The sequence below is a fragment of the Roseomonas sp. FDAARGOS_362 genome, from assembly GCF_002754815.1.
GTDB classification, from domain to species: Bacteria; Pseudomonadota; Alphaproteobacteria; order Acetobacterales; family Acetobacteraceae; genus Roseomonas; species Roseomonas mucosa.
This window is the reverse complement of sequence record NZ_CP024588.1, coordinates 1,499,867-1,517,146: the sequence shown is the minus strand read 5'-3', so window position 1 is coordinate 1,517,146 and position 17,280 is coordinate 1,499,867. Positions and strand designations below refer to the sequence as shown.

Genomic DNA, 17,280 nt, shown 5'->3' with positions numbered 1-17,280 from the left:
CGAGGAAGCGCCCGCCCGGACGCGGTGGTCAACGGTGCCGTCGCTGGCGCGTTGCCTGCTGCACCGGATGGAACGGAGGCCAACCCATGTCGAATCCCATTCGCCAGCTCGTGGAACGACGGCGCATCACCTCGGGTGAGGGATTCGCGCTGAAGGACTATGCCACCGACGACAAGGGAAGCATCCCGCTGACCAAGGTGGAAAGCGAGGCGGCGCTGCAGGAGCGGATCGAGGCCATCGCCGAGTTGCAGGGCCGGCTCTATGCCAGCCGCCGCTGGTCCGTGCTCTGCATCTTCCAGGCGCAGGACGCCGCGGGCAAGGATAGTGCCATCAAGCATGTCTTCTCCGGCATCAACCCGCAGGGCTGCCAGGTCGTCTCCTTCTCCGCGCCGGTCGGGCTGGAGCGCGAGCACGACTTCCTCTGGCGCCACGTAGTGGCGCTGCCGGCCCGTGGCCGGATCGGCATCCACAATCGCTCCTGGTACGAGGAGGTCCTGGTGGCCCGCGTGCATCCGGAGATCCTGGCCGGCGAGGCGCTTCCGAAGGTCCTGGTGGATGACACGATCTGGGACGAACGGCTGGAGGACATCGGCTGCTTCGAGCGCTACCTCTCCCGGCAGGGGACGGTGCTGCTGAAGTTCTTCCTGCATCTCGGCGAGGAGGAGCAGCGCAAGCGCTTCCTGGCCCGGATCGACGAGCCGGACAAGAACTGGAAGCTGCAGCCTTCCGACATCGTGGACCGTCGCCGCTGGCACGATTACGAGACCGCCTACGAGACGGCGATCCGCGCCACGGCCGCGCCCTATGCGCCCTGGTACGTCCTGCCGGCGGACCGGAAGTGGTTGACCCGGTTGCTGGTGGCGGAGATCCTGCTCGGAACGATGCGGAAGCTGGACCTGCATTATCCCGAGGTCAGCGAGACCCAGCGGGAGAGCTTGCAGAAGGCGCGCAAGGCCCTGAGCTGACAGGTTTGCCGCCAGGGCTGGCCCGGTCTGCCGGACCGGTGAACTTCCGTTCATGAAGTTCAAGACAAGACGATAAGCGCCCCGGGACTCGCGCGCCTCGCTTTCCTCCCGCGCCAGCCTGCCTAGCATCGCCCCCAAAGCCGGGGCCGCAGGGCTGCGGGAAGAAAGTGGAGTTTCCGATGCGGGGTGGATTGACGCGACGGCGGGCCTTGCTGTCGGCCAGTGCCCTCGTGACGCTGGGCGCAACCGGACAGGCGCGCGAGGTCAGCGGCCTGCTGCCCTGGCAGCCGGGAGAGGTCTGGCCACCCGAGGCCATGGCCCAGCCCGGCCCCTGGCTTTTCCTGACAGCGGACGAGGCCGCGGCGATCGAGGCGATCGCCGAGCGGATGATCCCGACCGATTCCCTCGGCCCCGGCGGCCGCGACGCGGGCTGCGCCATCTTCATCGACCGGCAACTCGCCGGTCCCTATGGCCGCCGCGACGGCTGGTACATGCAGGGGCCCTTTCCCGCCGACCCTTTGCCGACCCAGGGCTACCAGCTGCCCTTCACCCCGCGCGACATCTACCGCCAGGGCCTCGCCGCCCTGGCCCGGCATGTCGCCGCCGCCTTCAGCAACCGGCGCTTCCAGGAACTCGGCGGGGAGGACCAGGACAAGCTGCTGGCCGGGCTGGAGAAGGGCGAGGTGAAGCTCGACGGCTTCGACGGCAAGGTGCTGTTCGAGCAGGTCTACGGCAATGTCATGGAGGGCTATTTCGCCGACCCGATCTATGGCGGCAACAAGGGCATGGTCGGCTGGCGCATGATCGGCTTCCCTGGCACGCGCTACGACTTCCGCGACGTGATCGCACATCCGAACCAGCGCTACACCATCCCGCCCGTCGGCCTCATGGGCCGTCCGGAATGGGGCGGCCCCGGCGGTCCGCCGATCACCGCCGGATCGGGAGGGCGCATCTGATGCAGCGCCTGCCACGCAAGGATGCGGTGATCGTCGGCCTCGGCTGGACCGGGGCCATCATGGGCTACGAGCTCTGCCAGGCGGGGCTGGAGGTGGTGGCGCTGGAGCGTGGCCCCTGGCGCGACACCTCCACCGACTTCAACATCGGCACGGCGCCGGACGAGCTGCGCTACGCCATCCGCAACGAGCTCTTCTCCCAGCCGGCGCAGGACACGGTCACGGCGCGCAACAACCCGTCGCAGCGCGCCCTGCCGATCCGCAACTGGGGCAGCTTCCTGCCGGGCAACGGCGTCGGCGGCGCGGGCATCCACTGGAACGGCCATACTTGGCGCTTCATGCCGAGCGACTTCCGCCTGCGCTCGCACCTGACGGAACGCTACGGCGCGGCGATGATCCCCGAAGGCATGACCATCGCCGATTGGGGCCTGACCTATGAGGAGCTGGAGCCGTTCTACGACAAGTTCGAGTATCTCTGCGGCATCGCGGGGCAGGCGGGGAACCTGAAGGGGCAGATCCAGCCAGGCGGCAATCCTTTCGAGGGCGAGCGTTCGCGTCCTTATCCGACGCCGCCGCTGAAGATGTCGCACGCGCAGAACCTCTTCACCCGCGCGGCGACGGAAGCCGGGATGCATCCCTTCCCGCTGCCCTCGGCGAACATGTCGCAGCCCTATACCAACCCGCTCGGCGTCACGATGGGGCCCTGCACCTATTGCGGCTTCTGCGAGCGCTTCGGCTGCGCCAACTACTCCAAGGCCAGCGCCCAGACCACGATCCTGCCGGTGCTGATGCGCCATCCGGGCTTCGAGGCCCGCACGCAATGCGAGGTCTCGCGCATCCTGATGTCGGCAGACGGCAAGACGGCGACCGGCGTCGTCTATGTCGATCCGCAGGGGCAGGAATGGGAGCAGCCCGCCGATATGGTGCTCCTCTGCGCCTACCAGCTCTGGAACGTGCGGCTGCTGCTGCATTCGCAGATCGGCCGCCCCTACGACCCGCGGACCGGGGAGGGAGTGATCGGCAAGAACTACGCCTACCAGTGCAATTCCTCGGTGAACGGCTTCTTCGACGACCAGCTCTTCAACGCCTGGGCCGGGGCTGGGGCGCTGGGCATGACCTGTGACGACTACCAGGGCGATGTCTTCGACCACACCGGCCTGGGCTTCGTCGGCGGCGCCAACATCAACTGCACCACCACCAATGCGCGGCCGATCTCCGCCCGCCCCACCCCGCCCGGCACGCCCCGCTGGGGCAGCGCCTGGAAGAAGGCGACGGCCGAGAACTACCTGAAGGTCGCCAATGTCGGCAGCCAGGGCAGCGTCATGTCCTATCGCGACGCCTTCCTGGACCTGGACCCGACCTACAAGGACCGGCTGGGCCGGCCCCTGCTGCGCATGACCTTCGACTACCACGACAACGAAGTGAAGATGTCCGCCTATGTGACGCAGAAGATGGAGCCGATCATGCGGGCCATGGGTGCGAAGCAGATCCGCTCCACGCCCAAGAAGGCGGGCTGGGATGTGGTGCCCTACCAGACCACGCACAACACCGGCGGCGCGATCATGGGGGCCGATCCGCGCGGAAGCGCGATCAACAAGTATTCCCAGATGTGGGACGTGCCGAACCTGTTCGTCTTCGGCGCCTCCGCCTTTCCGCAGAACCCGGGCTACAACCCCACCGGCACGGTCGGGGCGCTAGCCTTCATGGCCGCGGACGCCATCACCACGCAGTATCTGAAGAACCCCGGCCAGCCGCTGGTGCAGGCCTGATGCGCCCGCTGCTCCACACCCTGGCCGGCCTCGCCGTCGCCGCCATGGCGGGCGTCTTGCCCGCCCGGGCCGAGCCCGACCGCTACGACCAGGTCGAGCGTGGCCGCTACCTCGCCATAGTGGGCGACTGCACCGCCTGCCACGCCGGTTCCGGCATCGCCCCCGGCATGCCGGGCTACGGCTCCCGGGGCTTCGCCGGCGGCCGGCCGATCGAGACGCCTTTCGGCCAGATCCGCGCGGCCAATATCACGCCGGATCGCGAGACCGGCATCGGCACCTGGACGGCGGAGGATTTCTACCGGGCCCTGCACGAAGGGCATGCGGCGGATGGGACGCGGCTCTACCCAGCCTTTCCCTACACCTACTACACCAAGGTGACGCGCGAGGATTCCGACGCGATCTTCGCCTTCCTGCAATCGCTGGAGGCGGTGCAGAACCCGGTGGACCGGAACACGCTGCCCTTTCCCTTCAGCATCCGCCTGCTGATGAAGGGCTGGAACCTGCTCTTCTTCCGCCCCGGCGCGTTCGAGCCGGTGATCGGCCGTTCGGCGGAATGGAACCGTGGCGCCTATCTCGTGGAGGGGCTGGGTCACTGCGGCGCCTGCCACACGCCCAAGAACATGCTGGGGGGCGACAAGACCTCCCAGGCCCTCGGCGGCGGCGAACTCCAGGGCTGGTTCGCGCCTTCCCTGACCACGGACAACCGCACCGGGATCGGCGGCTGGTCGGTCGAGGAGATCGTGGAGTACCTGCGCACCGGCCACAATGTGCATGGCGCCGCCTCCGGCCCCATGGCGGAGGTGGTGGAATACTCCACCATGCTGATGACCGAGGCCGATCTCCGCGCCATCGCCACCTATCTGAAACAGCCCCGCGAGGAGCCCGCCACCGCCGCGGCGCCCGCCCCGCTGCCGGCAGGGAACGCCCAGATGCAGGTGGGTGCCGCGATCTACATGGATGGCTGCCGGGCCTGCCATGGCCCGGATGGCAAGGGTGTCGCCGGTCTCTTCCCCGCGTTGGCGAACAGCCCCGCCGTGCAGCAGGCCGGGCCGGAGACCCTGCTGCGCGTGGTGATGCAGGGCTCCAAGCCCGCCACCACGGCGGCGGTGCCCACCGCCGCATCGATGCCGGCCTTCGGCTGGCGCCTGACCGATGACCAGGCGGCGGCGGTGACCACCTATATCCGGAACAGCTGGGGCAATGCCGCCCCGGCGGTCACGGCATCCCAGGCGCAATCCATGCGGGACCGGCTGGCGCAGAACCCGAACTAGGAGCCATCCGCGGCCATCCTCCCCCGGCATGCTGCTTGCACGCGGCAAGGCACCATGTCGGGATGGAGTGCTGTCATGATGCTGAAGCGACGCGCCGTACTGGGCGCGGCTGGTGCCCTGTTCGCCGCGCCACGGATCGGGCGGGCGCAGGATGCCCAGGTCCTGAAATTCATCCCCTACGCCGATGCGGCGGTGCTGGACCCGATCTGGACCACCTCCTACGCCACGAGGAACCATGCGCTGCTGGTCTTCGACACGCTCTACGGTCTGAATGACCGCTTCGAGCCAGAGCCGCAGATGGTTGCCGGCCATGTCACCGAGGATGACGGGAAGCTCTGGCGCCTGACACTGCGCCCCGGACTGAAGTTCCATGATGGGCAGCCGGTGCTGGCGCTCGACTGCGTCGCCTCGATCCGGCGCTGGGCCCGGCGCGACGCCTTCGGACAGGCGCTGATGGCCGCCACGGACGAGCTCGCGGCGCCGGATGACAGGACCATCCGGTTCCGCCTCAAGCGGCCCTTCCCGCTGCTGCCGGCGGCCCTGGGCAAGCCGGGTTCCAACGTTCCGGTCATCATGCCGGAGCGGCTGGCGAGCACCGATGCCTATACACAGGTCAAGGAGATGGTGGGCAGTGGGCCCTTCCGCTTCCTGGCCGGGGAGCATGTGCCGGGCGCCCGCCTGAACTACGCCCGTTTCGAGGGCTATGTGCCGCGCGAGGGCGGCGAGGCCAGCTTCACCGCCGGGCCGCGCGTGGCGCATTTCGACCGGGTGGAATGGCATGTGGTGCCGGACCCGGCGACCGCCGCGGCGGCGGTGCAGTCGGGCTCGGTGGACTGGCTCGACCACGCGCTGATCGACCTCGTTCCGGTGCTGAAGCGTGATCCGGCCCTGGAGGTTCGGGTGAACGACCCGACCGGGCTGATCGGCAACCTTCGCTTCAACCACCTGCTGCCGCCCTTCGACAACCCGGCGATCCGCCGTGTGGTCCTGGCGGCGGTGAGCCAGGCGGACTGCATGTCCGCGGCGGCTGGGGCAGACCCCACGCTCAGCCAGACCGAAGTCGGCTTCTTCGACCCGGCCTCGCCCATGGCCTCCAAGGTCGGGATGGAGGCGCTGGGCTCGCTCACCAATCCGGCGAAGGCGAAGAAGGCCCTGGCCGAGGCGGGCTACCGTGGCGAGCGGGTGGTGATCCTGGCCGGGACGGATGTGCCGCGCATCAACGCCGTGTCCGAGGTCGTGGCCGAGACCATGCGGCAGATGGGCGTGAATCTGGACTATGTCGCAGCCGACTGGGGCAGCGTCGTTTCCCGCGCCACGATCCGCAAGCCGATCGAGGAAGGCGGCTACAACTGTTACTGCACCTACTGGGCCGGGATCGATCAGTGGTCGCCCGCCGTGCACAACTTCCTGCGCGGCAATGGCGAGAAGGCGCCGAATGGCTGGCCGACCAGCCCGGAGCTGGAGCGCCTGCGCGATGCCTGGTTCACGGCGCCGGATGAGGCGAGCCAGAAGGATCTGGCGGCGCGGATGCAGAAGCAGGCCTTCCTCGACGTGCCCTATGTGCCGCTGGGCAAGATCCGCCAGCCGACCGCCTACCGGAAGGGACTGGTGGGGATGCTGAGTGGGCCGCCGCAGTTCACCAACATCCGGCGCGCATGAAGAAAGAGCGCGGCGGATTTCCCCGCCGCGCCCTGGTCTCGGAAAGGCGGGTGGATCAGTCCGCCGTCTCGGGCTCCCGCTCCGCCTCGCCATCGCCCGGGCCTTCCTCGGGCTTGGGCAGGGCAGGGGGCGGGGCCTCGGTGATGTCGAAAGTGAGCATGCCATCCTTCATGCCGACCTTCACCGAGCCGCCCTTCACCAGCTTGCCGAAGAGCAGTTCCTCGGCCAGCGGCTTCTTGACGTATTCCTGGATGATCCGGGCCAGCGGGCGTGCGCCGTAGAGCGGATCGTAGCCCCGCTCCGCCAGCCACTCCTTGGCCGCCGAGGACAGCTCGATCGTGACGTTGCGGTCCGCGAGCTGGGCCTCCAGCTGCATCACGAACTTCTCGACGATACTGCCCACGATCTCCTGCGTCAGCCCGCTGAAGGGCACCACCGCGTCCAGGCGGTTGCGGAACTCGGGGGTGAAGAGGCGCTTGATCGCCTCCTCGTCCTCGCCCGTCCGGACCTCGCGCCCGAAGCCGATGCCGGCCTTGGCCATGTCGGAGGCCCCCGCATTGGTCGTCATGATCAGGATGACATTGCGGAAGTCCACGATCTTGCCGTTGTGGTCGGTCAGCTTCCCGTGATCCATCACCTGCAGCAGGATATTGTACAGGTCCTGATGCGCCTTCTCGATCTCGTCGAGCAGGAGCACGCAGTGTGGGTGCTGGTCCACGGCGTCGGTCAGCAGTCCGCCCTGGTCGAAGCCCACATAGCCCGGCGGCGCGCCGATCAGGCGGGAGACCGAGTGCCGCTCCATGTACTCGGACATGTCGAAGCGGGTCAGTTCGATGCCCAGCGTCTTGGCGAGCTGCTTGGCCACCTCGGTCTTGCCGACACCGGTCGGGCCGCTGAACAGGTAGTTGCCGATCGGCTTCTCCGGATCGCGCAGCCCGGCGCGGGACAGCTTGATCGCGGCCGAAAGGGCCTCGATCGCCTTGTCCTGGCCGAAGACCATGGACTTCAGGTCGCGCTCCAGGTTCTTGAGCGTCTCCTTGTCGTCCGTGCTGACCGACTTGGGCGGGATGCGCGCGATCTTCGCGACGATATCCTCCACGTCCTTCAACGTCACGGTCTTCCGGCGCTTGTTCTCCGGCAGCAGCATGCGGGAGGCGCCGACCTCATCGATCACGTCGATCGCCTTGTCCGGCAGCTTCCGGTCATTGATGTACTTGGCCGAAAGCTCCACCGCCGCGCGGATGGCCTCTGGCGTATAGCGGACCTTGTGGTGCTTCTCGTAGTTGGTCTTGAGGCCCTGGAGGATCTTCACCGCATCCTCGACCGACGGCTCGTTCACGTCGATCTTCTGGAAGCGGCGGACCAGCGCCCGGTCCTTCTCGAAGTGCTGCCGGTATTCCTTGTAGGTCGTGGAGCCCACGCAGCGCAGCGTGCCCTGGGCCAGGGCCGGCTTGAGCAGGTTGGAGGCATCCATCGCCCCGCCGGAAGTGGCGCCGGCGCCGATCACCGTATGGATCTCGTCGATGAAGAGGATGGAGCCCGGGTGCTGCTCCAGCTCCGTCACCACGGCCTTCAGCCGCTCCTCGAAATCACCGCGGTAGCGGGTACCGGCCAGCAGCGCGCCCATGTCGAGCGCGAAGATGGTGGACTTCAGCAGCACCTCGGGCACGTCGCCCTCGATGATCCGCTTGGCCAGCCCCTCGGCGATCGCGGTCTTGCCCACGCCCGGGTCGCCCACGTAGAGCGGGTTGTTCTTGGTGCGGCGGCAAAGGATCTGGATGGTCCGCTCGATTTCGCTGTCGCGGCCGATGAGCGGGTCGATCTTGCCCTGCTGCGCCTTCTTGTTGAGGTTGACGCAGTAGTTCGAGAGGGCGTCCTGGCCGCGCTTGGCGCCCGTCTCGCCGCGCCGCTCCTCCTCCTTGCCCCGGGGCTCGCCGCCCTCTTCCGCATTGCCCTGCACCGGGCGGTTCTGCGACCGGCCAGGGGCCTTGGCGATGCCGTGGGAGATGAAGTTGACCGCGTCGAGCCGCGTCATGTCCTGCAGCTGCAGGAAATAGACGGCATGGCTTTCCCGCTCGGAGAAGAGGGCGACGAGGACATTGGCGCCCGTCACCTCGTCCCGGCCGGAGGACTGGACATGGATGGCTGCGCGCTGGACCACGCGCTGGAACCCGGCCGTCGGCTTCGGGTCGCCGCCGCGGTCACTGATCAGGCCGGCGAGGTCCTTGTCCAGGAACTCGGCGAGATCGCGCTTGAGCTTCTCCAGCTCGACGCCGCAGGCGCGGAGGACGGTGGTGGCGTCCGTGTCGTCGCAAAGCGAAAGAAGGAGATGCTCCAGCGTCGCATACTCGTGCCGGCGATCATTCGCGAGCGCCAGGGCGCGATGGAGCGTCTGTTCGAGGTTGCGGGACAGCATACTGAGGCGACGCTCCCCTGATGGCCCGCCCCGGAACGGGATGCACCGGGGGCAGGGTGGTTAGAAGGCTAATGTGGGGCCTTTCCTTACGAGGCGGGAGAGGCGTTACACGATTGTTTCACGTCTAGTCTTTCTCAATCGTGCATTGGAGGGGGTGCTGGTTCTGCCGGGCCAGGTCCATGACCTGGGTGACCTTGGTCTCCGCCACCTCATAGGTGAAGACCCCGCAGACGCCGACCCCGCGCCGGTGCACGTGGAGCATGATGCGAGTCGCCTCCTCCCGGTTCTTCTGGAAGAACCGTTCGAGGACATGCACGACGAACTCCATCGGCGTGTAGTCGTCGTTGAGCATCAGGACCTTGTACATGGCAGGCTTGCGCGTCTTCGGACGCGCCTTGACGACCACGCCGCTCGCCGGTCCCTGATCCCCTTGTCCGCCCCCGGGGTTATTCCCGCCGGGCCTCTTATCCTGTTCGCTCATCGGTCGCCCGCTCAACCGGGCCGTCCCGCCGGAAGAGGCGGAGCGGCGGAATGCTCTCTGGAATGGAAGGCGATTGGCGCGGGAATATCAAGATGAAGCCGCACCGTCCGCCGCGGCGACGCGCCGGAAAAGGCGCGCGCCGGACCGCTGCCGAGATGGCGCTCGTCTTCCGGGAATGCAAGGCATGGGCTCTGCGGCCCACGCGGCCCGGATCGCGGCTGCGGGAATGCGCGCCGCCGTCCCACCGGGCAAGAGCCCCGGAACCCGCGATGCGGGCCGGGACCAGGAACGGCAAAAGCCCGGCCACTCTCGCGGCCAGGCTGTGCCCGGAGGCCGGAAATCCTCCGGCCCCGTTCTGGACCCGCGACGGGGATCAGACGTTCAGCGGCTTGGAGGCGCGCTCCATCACCAGCGTCATGCGCTGGGCGAGCGGGGCGCTGGCCTGCTCGGCGAGGCGGAAGCCGGCTTCCTGCAGCTTGGCGGTCTCGCCCATCATCCGCTCCATCGTCTGGCGGGCGAAGTTGGCCTGCAGCTCCGCCGCGTCCTTCACGCTGCGCACGGTGGCGAAGGCGCGGGCGTTCTCCATGGCCTGGTCGGACAGGGACTGGAGCAGGGCGAGGGTCTGGCGGCTCAGATCCTGGGTGCCGGCCACATAGGTCTGCGTCGCCTGGGTCAGGGCCTCGACATTGCCCCGGCCGAAATCCATCGCTTCCTGGGCGGACTTGAAGATGCCCTCGGCGAGCTTGGTGGCCTGGGTCATGCTTTCCTCCATCATGCGGCGGGTCTGGGTGGCGCCGGTTTCCAGGGCGGCCTTGCCCTGCTGCATCGTCTCGTTGGCGGCGGCGGTGGCGTTCTGGGTGGTGTCGGACGCGAGCCGTGCAACCTTCGGTTCGGTAGCCATCTCTTCTATATCTCCCAAGTCTTGCGGCCAGAGTTGTAGCTCTTTGCTGCGCCGCAGCAAAGGGGTTTTCGCCTCAAACAGGTTTGAGTTCCACAACAAAATTGATGCGGTGCCAAAAAATGTGACCCGGCATGGGGATCGGAAGCCAAGCCGTCCGGAAAATTCGAGCAAAATCCGGATGGTGGGCGTGGACATGGCCATGGGGTGACGATTATCGTCGGTTGTCCGGCACGCTGGGGGGTGTGCCTGGGCCTGGACATCGAGTCCGCGAGGGGGAACTACGGATATGTCACTTGGCTGGCGCACGCCCCGTCGCGTGCGATGCTTGGCCTTGGCATTCGCCTTGGTATCGGGTTGGGGGGCAACCATCCTGGGGATCGTCCCGGCGGCGGCGCAGATCGGCTCCGACCGCTATGCCTCGATCGTCATCGATGCACGGAGCGGCCAGGCCCTGTCCGCCGCGAATGCCGACGAGCCGCGCTATCCCGCCTCGCTGACCAAGATGATGACGCTCTATCTGCTGTTCGAGGCATTGCGGGACGGCCGCATGACGCTGGACAGCCGCATGGTGATGAGCGCCGAGGCGGCCTCGCAGTCCCCCTCGAAGCTGGGCATCCCGCCGGGCAGCTCGATCTCGGTGGAGCAGGCCATCCTGGCCCTGGTCACCCTCTCGGCCAATGACGTCGCCTGGATGATCGGCGAGACGCTGGGCGGCAGCAACGACCGCTTCGCCCAGATGATGACGCAGAAGGCGCGCCAGATCGGGATGACGAACACCGTCTTCCGCAACGCCAACGGGCTGCCGGATTTCCAGCAGGTCACCACGGCGCGGGACATGGCGGCGCTGGGGCGGCGCCTCTATATCGATTTCCCGAACCGCTACCACTATTTCTCCACGCCGGAATTCCGCTACGGCGGCCGCCGCGTGCGGTCGCACAACCGGATGATCGGCACCTATGAGGGGGTGGACGGCATCAAGACCGGCTTCATCTCCGCCTCCGGCTTCAACATCGTCACCTCGGCGCAGCGCCAGGGACAGCGGCTGGTGGTGGCGGTCTTCGGCGGCTCCACCTGGGTGGAGCGCGATCGCCATGCGGCCGCGCTGCTGGATGACGGCTTCGCCAAGCTGGGCATCGAGCCCTCCACGCCTTCCGCGCTGCTGGTGGCCTCCGCCGGCGCCGGTGCTGCCCGCGCCGCCGGCGGGCTGATCACCGGCCGGGCCCATGCCGCCACGGTGAGCGGACGCGCCGCCATGCGGGCCGCCCGTCAGGCACGCCTCGCGGCCGTCGAGCCGGTGCGGCGCGATCCTCCGGCGAAGCTGGTGCGGACCTCGGCGCAGATCCGCCCGCTCCGCCCGATCACCCGCAATGCCAAGATCCTGGAACAGGGCGATGGCGGAGCCTTCATCCGGACGGCCAAGCCGCAGGCCGCGCGGGGCCGCGCCGCCACCCCGGTGGCCGTGCGCGCCCCGGCGAAGCCCGCCCCCGCGCCGGCCCGCGCCGCCCATGCCGGCGCCAAGCAGCGCGAGGCGCGCCGCTGACACGCCGGGCGAAGGGCCGCCCCCTTCGCCGCCATTCCGGGGAGCGCCTTCCGCCCGCATGAGCCGGCGAAAGGCGCTCCTTCTGCATTCAGGGACCCGGCGGGGGCGACCGCGCGCCGGAAAGATCGCCGTCGCCGCGCCAGGCCATCAGCCCATCGCGCCGCGCGCCGCGACCGGCCAGAGACATTCCACCCGCCCGTCCCGCACGCCGACATACCAGTCGAAGCGGTCCACCGTCGGGTCGCAGTGGCCGGGCACCAGGCGCAGCTTTTCCCCGATCGCAGGCAGGGCGGCATCCTCGGCCGTGATGGTGCCGTGCTCGTCCGAGGGGCGCCCGTAGCACAGGCCGGGGCGCCCATGGACCAGCGGCGTGCCGCTGTCGGTGGGCAGCGCCTTGTGCCCGGCATCGACCACCGCGCGCCCGCTTCCCTTCGGGGCGCTCATCACCTGTGCCAGCACGAAGAGCGACTGCCGGAAGGGCGGCGGCGCGTCGTTGCGGGCGTAGTCCGCGTCCATGAAGGCGTAGGACCCCGCCTGGATTTCCGTCCAGAGCCCGCTTTCCAGCTCCAGTGGGAAGCTGCCCGTGCCGGCCCCGCCCACGATGGGGCAGTCGAGTCCCTGCTGCCGGAGCTGTTCCAGCGTGCGGCGTGTGGCCTCGGCGGCATGGCGGATGGCGCCGGCGCGCTCCTCCGGGGTGCGGAGATGCTGGGCCTTGCCATGATAGGCCTGCAGCCCGCCGAAGCGCAGATGCGGCGAGGCGGCGATGCGCCCGGCCAGCGCCACCGCTTCAGGCCCCGGCGCGACGCCGCAGCGCCCGGCCCCGACATCGATCTCCACCAGCACGGACAGGCGCCGCCCCGCCGCCTCGGCGGCCTCCTCGATCAGCGGGATCGCCGCGGGGTCGTCGGCGCAGACCGCCACCCGGGCGATGCCCGACAGCGCCGCCAGCCGCGCCAGCTTGCGCGGCGAGACCACCTCGTTGCTGACCAGGATGTCGTCCACCCCGCCCCAGGCGAGGATCTCCGCCTCGGCCACCTTCTGCACGCACTGGCCGACAGCGCCGCGGGCCATCTGCAGGCGCGCGATGACGGGCGACTTGTGGGTCTTGGCATGGGCGCGCAGCTTCGCGCCGGTGGGGGCCAGCCGGGCCGCCATGGCATCCAGATTGGCCTCGAAGGCATCGAGGTCGAGGATCAGGGCCGGGGTCTCGACCTCGTCCTCGCGCATTCCCGGCTCCGCCGGCATCCGCTGCAGCATTCCACCCATCCCCTGGATTCGCCCGGGGCACGGTAGCGCGGGGCGCCGCCCCTGTTCAGGCCGCCGGGATCACCAGGGCTCTGCCCCCGCGAGATGGCGGGGCACGACGAAGGCCCGGGCGCGGCGCGGGCCATGGCGGGTCAGCACGCGGAAGGGATGGAGGCGGTAGCAGGCGCCCTCATAGGCGCGGAGGCGGCGCATCGCCCCGGCGGCGGGGCGGATCAGCATCCCCGCCACGGTTCCGCTTGGTGCGGAGCGAAGGGTGGGGTAGGGGGTGCCGCGGAAGACCACCCGGCGGTGGCCTTCCAGGCTGGCGGGCCGGGCCCGCCATGGCAGCCGGGGGTCTCCCGACTGCCGGGCCAGCACGCGGCGGTCGAGCAGCGTGCCGTAGAGGAAGAGCGGAAGCGTCAGTGCCCCGCGTTCTCGCCCGAGAAATCCGGCGCGGCGAGGCCGGAGGCCTGGAGCTGCTCGGACAGGCTGGTCTTCAGCCGCTCCAGCCCTTCCTCGCTCTTGGCCTCGCAGCGCGCGACCAGCACCGCCTGGGTGTTGGAGGCGCGCAGCAGCCACCAGCCATCCTCGGTCAGCACCCGCACGCCGTCCACGTCCTGGACATTGGCGCCGGCCTTGGCGAGGCGGTCCTTCACCTCGGAGACGACAACGAACTTCTTCTCCTCGGGGCAGTCGAAGCGCAGCTCCGGGGTGTTGATCACCTGCGGCAGCGCCTTGCGCACGTCGGAGAGCTTCTCCGACATCCGCGCCACGACGCCCAGCAGGCGCACGGCGGAGTAGGGGGCGTCGTCGAAGCCGTACCACTTGTCCGCATAGAAGGTGTGGCCCGACATCTCGCCGGCGAGCGGCGCCTTGGTCTCGGCCATCTTCTGCTTGATCAGCGAATGGCCGGTCTTCCACATCAGCGGCTTGCCGCCGGCCTTCTCGACCTCGTCGAACAGGACCTGGGAGGCCTTCACGTCGGCGATGATGGTGGCGCCCGGCATGGCCTTCAGCACGTCGCGCGCCAGCACCACCAGGAGCTGGTCGCCGAAGAGCATGTGGCCCTCGTCGTCCACCACGCCGAGGCGGTCGGCGTCGCCGTCGAAGGCGATGCCCAGGTCGGCCTTCTGCTTCTTCACCTCGGCAATGATCTGCTCGAGGTTCTTCGGCACGGTCGGGTCGGGGTGGTGGTTCGGGAAGCGGCCATCGATCTCGGCATTGATCACGATATGCTTGCCCGGCAGCACCTTGGCGAGCTTCTCGGTGATGATGCCGCCGGAGCCGTTGCCCGGGTCCCAGACCACCGTCAGCTCGCGATCACCGCCATCGTAATCCTGCATCATGCGGGCGACGTACTTGTCGGCGATGTCCACCGTCTCGAAGGAGCCCTGGGCCTCCACCACCACGTCGCCGGCCGCCGCCATCGTGCCGATCTGCTGGATCTGGGCGCCGAAGAAGGGCTTGTTCTTCAGCACCATCTTGAAGCCGTTGTAGTCGGGCGGGTTGTGGCTGCCCGTCACCATCACGCCGCCATCGGCCTTCAGCTCATAGGCGCCGTAGTAGAGCATCGGGGTCGGGCAGCAGCCGACGCGCAGGACCTTCAGGCCACAGGCCATGAGGCCCTTCACCAGCGCCTCCTCCAGCATGGTGGAGGACAGGCGGCCGTCATAGCCGACCGCGACCACCGAGCCGCCCTCGCGCTTCACGATGGTGCCGAAGCAGCGGCCGATCGCGAAAGCGTCGTCACCGGACAGCGTCTTACCGACGATGCCGCGGATGTCGTACTCGCGCAGGCTGGTCGGGTCGAATTTGTGCTGGAACGTCATGCGGGTTCCTCAGGATCGTCCGATGGAATGGTAACGGAAGCCGGCCTGGCGCATCGCCTCCGGCTCCCAGGCATTGCGCAGGTCCAGAACGAGGTCGCCGCGCATGGCCTGGCGCAGCTTCTCCGGCGACAGGGCGCGGAACTCGTTCCACTCCGTCAATAGCACGGTGGCGTCCGCGCCGCGTGCCGCATCCAGGGCGCTCTCGGCGAAGACCACGCTCCCGGGCAGGAGCTGGCGGGCATGGCCGGAGCCCTGCGGGTCATAGGCACGGATCTCCGCCCCGGCCTCGACAAGGCGGGGTATCACCGCCAGCGAAGCGGCCTCGCGCATGTCGTCGGTCTCGGGCTTGAAGGTCAGGCCCAGGATGGCGACGGTCCTGCCCCGCGCGTCGCCGCCCAGCGCCGCGACCACGCGCTCGGCCATCTCCAGCTTGCGCGCGTCGTTGTAGGCGACGGTCGCATCCACGATGGACATGGGCGCACCATGATCCTGTGCGGTGCGGGACAGGGCAAGCGTGTCCTTGGGGAAGCAGGAACCGCCGAAGCCCGGGCCGGGGTGGAGGAACTTGCGGCCGATGCGGCCGTCCAGCCCCATGCCCTTGGCCACGGCATGGACATCGCCGCCGACCTTCTCACAGAGGTCGGCCATCTGGTTGATGAAGGAGATCTTCACCGCCAGGAAGGCGTTGGAGGCGTACTTGATCAGCTCCGCCGTCTCCAGCCCGGTGGCCAGGATCGGCGTCTCGATCAGGTTCAGCGGGCGGTAGAGCCGCCGCAGCACCGCCTCGGCGCGTTCGTCCTCCACCCCGATCACCACCCGGTCCGGGCGCATGAAGTCGCCGATGGCGCTGCCTTCGCGCAGGAATTCCGGGTTGGAGGCGACCTGGATGTCGAGGTCGGGGCGGGTCTGGCGGACGATCTTCTGCACTTCCCGCCCCGTGCCGACCGGCACGGTGGACTTGGTGACCAGCACCAGCGGCCCTTCCGCCGCCCGCGCCACCTGCTCGGCGGCGGCATAGACGTAGGACAGGTCGGCATGGCCGTCGCCGCGCCGAGTGGGCGTGCCGACGGCCAGGAAGACCGCATCGGCCCGCCGCACCGCCTCGGTGAGATCGGTGGTGAAGTGCAGCCGCTCGTCGCGGACATTGTCCTCCACGAGCCGGTCCAGGCCCGGCTCGTAGATCGGGATGCGGCCCTCCCGCAGGGCCCGGATCTTGTCGGCGTCGCTGTCCACGACGTGGACGTCCACGCCGAACTCCGCGAAGCAGGCTCCGGAAACGAGGCCGACATAGCCGGCCCCGATCATGGCGATACGCAAGTGGTGGCCCTTCTCAGTCGCAGTACTTGGGCAGGAACTCGCGCACCTTGTCCGCCAGGTCCGGCCGCTTCAGGGCGAAGGCGATCTGCGCCTCCAGGAAGCCGCCCTTGTCGCCGCAGTCGAAGCGGCGGCCCTCGTAGCGCAGCCCGTGGAAGGGCTGGTCGGGGATCAGCTTGGCCATGGCATCGGTGAGCTGCACCTCGCCGCCCGCGCCGCGCTCCATGCGGGAGAGGTACTGCACCACCTCCGGCATCAGCACGTAGCGGCCGATGATGGTCAGGTTCGAGGGCGCCTCTTCCGGCGAGGGTTTCTCCACCAGCCCCTTCACCGAGACCAGCTTGCCCTTGTCCTCCGCCACGTCGAGCACGCCGTAGTTCTTGACGCGCGACATGGGGACCTCCTCGATCGCCACCACGTTGCCGCCAGTCTCCTGGTAGGCATCGGCGAGCTGCTTGGTGCAGGAGGTCTCGCAGAGCATCAGGTCGTCGGGCAGCAGGATGGCGAAGGGCTCGTCACCGATGAAGGCGCGGGCGCACCAGATGGCATGGCCCAGGCCCATCGGGATCTGCTGGCGCACCGTGGTGATGCTGCCCGGCGGCAGGGACTGATGCCGCAGCATCTCCAGCAGCTCGGTCTTGGAACGCTCCTCCAGGGTGCGCTCCAGCTCGTAGGCGACATCGAAATGCTCGACGATGGCCGTCTTGCCGCGGCCCGTGACGAAGCAGAACTGCTCGATACCCGCTTCCCGGGCTTCCTCCACCGCATACTGGATCAGGGGCTTGTCGACGACGGGCAGCATTTCCTTGGCCAGCGCCTTGGTGGCGGGCAGGAAGCGCGTGCCCAGGCCCGCGACGGGCAGGACAGCCTTGCGAAGAGGCTTGTTCACAACATCGGGTCCTTTCGAAACGCAGGCTAGGATTGCCATGAGGCTTGG

14 protein-coding genes are annotated in these 17,280 nt (G+C 68.7%); 6 read left to right on the top strand and 8 right to left on the bottom strand.

Annotation, left to right across the window (positions count from 1 at the left end):
• The first annotated feature begins 86 nt into the window (after positions 1 to 86).
• The 5 genes from CTJ15_RS11960 (at position 87) to CTJ15_RS11940 (ending at position 6,617) form a co-directional block, all read left to right on the top strand.
• Positions 87 to 965, top strand: a complete 879-nt coding sequence (locus CTJ15_RS11960; RefSeq protein ID WP_019463123.1) for a PPK2 family polyphosphate kinase — start codon at positions 87 to 89, stop codon at positions 963 to 965.
• A 191-nt stretch (positions 966 to 1,156) separates the two neighbouring features.
• On the top strand, positions 1,157 to 1,921 hold the full coding sequence (locus tag CTJ15_RS11955; RefSeq protein ID WP_226946118.1) for a gluconate 2-dehydrogenase subunit 3 family protein: 765 nt from the start codon (positions 1,157 to 1,159) through the stop codon (positions 1,919 to 1,921).
• Positions 1,921 to 3,687, top strand: coding sequence for a GMC family oxidoreductase (locus tag CTJ15_RS11950; protein ID WP_058389063.1), 1,767 nt, complete (start codon positions 1,921 to 1,923; stop codon positions 3,685 to 3,687). The genes CTJ15_RS11955 and CTJ15_RS11950 overlap by 1 nt, the downstream gene beginning before the upstream one ends.
• Positions 3,687 to 4,958, top strand: a complete 1,272-nt coding sequence (locus CTJ15_RS11945) for a cytochrome c (protein WP_058389062.1) — start codon at positions 3,687 to 3,689, stop codon at positions 4,956 to 4,958. Before CTJ15_RS11950 ends, CTJ15_RS11945 begins: the two co-directional genes overlap by 1 nt.
• Positions 4,959 to 5,036: 78 nt before the next feature.
• Positions 5,037 to 6,617 carry an ABC transporter substrate-binding protein gene (locus tag CTJ15_RS11940; RefSeq protein ID WP_075822199.1) on the top strand — a complete coding sequence of 527 codons (1,581 nt, stop codon included), beginning with the start codon at positions 5,037 to 5,039 and terminating at the stop codon, positions 6,615 to 6,617.
• A gap of 55 nt (positions 6,618 to 6,672) precedes the next feature.
• Here CTJ15_RS11940 and clpA read toward each other — a convergent pair whose 3' ends face one another.
• The 3 genes from clpA to CTJ15_RS24375 all read right to left on the bottom strand — a co-directional run bounded on the left by clpA (position 6,673) and on the right by CTJ15_RS24375 (position 10,415).
• Entirely contained in the window at positions 6,673 to 9,033 is a 2,361-nt protein-coding gene (clpA, locus tag CTJ15_RS11935) for an ATP-dependent Clp protease ATP-binding subunit ClpA (RefSeq protein ID WP_019462652.1), read from the bottom strand.
• A 124-nt stretch (positions 9,034 to 9,157) separates the two neighbouring features.
• Positions 9,158 to 9,514: an ATP-dependent Clp protease adapter ClpS gene (clpS, locus tag CTJ15_RS11930; RefSeq protein ID WP_026033477.1), complete on the bottom strand. Its 357-nt coding sequence runs from the start codon at positions 9,512 to 9,514 to the stop codon at positions 9,158 to 9,160.
• A 373-nt stretch (positions 9,515 to 9,887) separates the two neighbouring features.
• Positions 9,888 to 10,415, bottom strand: a complete 528-nt coding sequence (locus CTJ15_RS24375) for a phasin family protein (protein WP_019462650.1) — start codon at positions 10,413 to 10,415, stop codon at positions 9,888 to 9,890.
• Between the two features lie 331 nt (positions 10,416 to 10,746).
• Between CTJ15_RS24375 and CTJ15_RS11920 the strand changes: the two genes are divergently transcribed.
• Positions 10,747 to 11,955, top strand: coding sequence for a D-alanyl-D-alanine carboxypeptidase family protein (locus tag CTJ15_RS11920; RefSeq protein ID WP_051544334.1), 1,209 nt, complete (start codon positions 10,747 to 10,749; stop codon positions 11,953 to 11,955).
• A gap of 147 nt (positions 11,956 to 12,102) precedes the next feature.
• Here CTJ15_RS11920 and CTJ15_RS11915 read toward each other — a convergent pair whose 3' ends face one another.
• From CTJ15_RS11915 to galU, 5 genes are all read right to left on the bottom strand, one after another.
• The gene (locus CTJ15_RS11915) at positions 12,103 to 13,212 is read right to left on the bottom strand and encodes a DSD1 family PLP-dependent enzyme (protein ID WP_058389061.1); all 1,110 of its coding nucleotides are present in this window, start codon (positions 13,210 to 13,212) and stop codon (positions 12,103 to 12,105) included.
• 69 nt (positions 13,213 to 13,281) lie between these two features.
• The gene (locus CTJ15_RS24370) at positions 13,282 to 13,578 is read right to left on the bottom strand and encodes a gamma-glutamylcyclotransferase family protein (protein ID WP_171979065.1); all 297 of its coding nucleotides are present in this window, start codon (positions 13,576 to 13,578) and stop codon (positions 13,282 to 13,284) included.
• Between the two features lie 41 nt (positions 13,579 to 13,619).
• Positions 13,620 to 15,029 (bottom strand): phosphoglucomutase/phosphomannomutase PgmG, encoded by a 1,410-nt coding sequence (gene pgmG, locus CTJ15_RS11905; protein WP_058389060.1) that lies wholly within the window; start codon positions 15,027 to 15,029, stop codon positions 13,620 to 13,622.
• Positions 15,030 to 15,038: 9 nt separating this feature from the next.
• The gene (locus tag CTJ15_RS11900) at positions 15,039 to 16,346 is read right to left on the bottom strand and encodes a UDP-glucose/GDP-mannose dehydrogenase family protein (RefSeq protein WP_026033476.1); all 1,308 of its coding nucleotides are present in this window, start codon (positions 16,344 to 16,346) and stop codon (positions 15,039 to 15,041) included.
• A 13-nt stretch (positions 16,347 to 16,359) separates the two neighbouring features.
• Positions 16,360 to 17,232 carry a UTP--glucose-1-phosphate uridylyltransferase GalU gene (gene galU / locus CTJ15_RS11895; protein WP_019462644.1) on the bottom strand — a complete coding sequence of 291 codons (873 nt, stop codon included), beginning with the start codon at positions 17,230 to 17,232 and terminating at the stop codon, positions 16,360 to 16,362.
• Between the last annotated feature and the right edge of the window lie 48 nt (positions 17,233 to 17,280).

Excerpts from the sequence above, each read along its gene's own strand:
- CTJ15_RS11960 (WP_019463123.1), top strand. The coding sequence starts at position 87 with ATGTCGAATCCCATTCGCCAGCTCGTGGAACGACGGCGCATCACCTCG.
- CTJ15_RS11950 (WP_058389063.1), top strand. The coding sequence starts at position 1,921 with ATGCAGCGCCTGCCACGCAAGGATGCGGTGATCGTCGGCCTCGGCTGG.
- CTJ15_RS11945 (WP_058389062.1), top strand. The coding sequence starts at position 3,687 with ATGCGCCCGCTGCTCCACACCCTGGCCGGCCTCGCCGTCGCCGCCATG.
- CTJ15_RS11940 (WP_075822199.1), top strand. The coding sequence starts at position 5,037 with ATGCTGAAGCGACGCGCCGTACTGGGCGCGGCTGGTGCCCTGTTCGCC.
- clpA (WP_019462652.1), bottom strand. The coding sequence starts at position 9,033 with ATGCTGTCCCGCAACCTCGAACAGACGCTCCATCGCGCCCTGGCGCTC.
- clpS (WP_026033477.1), bottom strand. The coding sequence starts at position 9,514 with ATGAGCGAACAGGATAAGAGGCCCGGCGGGAATAACCCCGGGGGCGGA.
- CTJ15_RS24375 (WP_019462650.1), bottom strand. The coding sequence starts at position 10,415 with ATGGCTACCGAACCGAAGGTTGCACGGCTCGCGTCCGACACCACCCAG.
- CTJ15_RS11915 (WP_058389061.1), bottom strand. The coding sequence starts at position 13,212 with ATGCTGCAGCGGATGCCGGCGGAGCCGGGAATGCGCGAGGACGAGGTC.
- pgmG (WP_058389060.1), bottom strand. The coding sequence starts at position 15,029 with ATGACGTTCCAGCACAAATTCGACCCGACCAGCCTGCGCGAGTACGAC.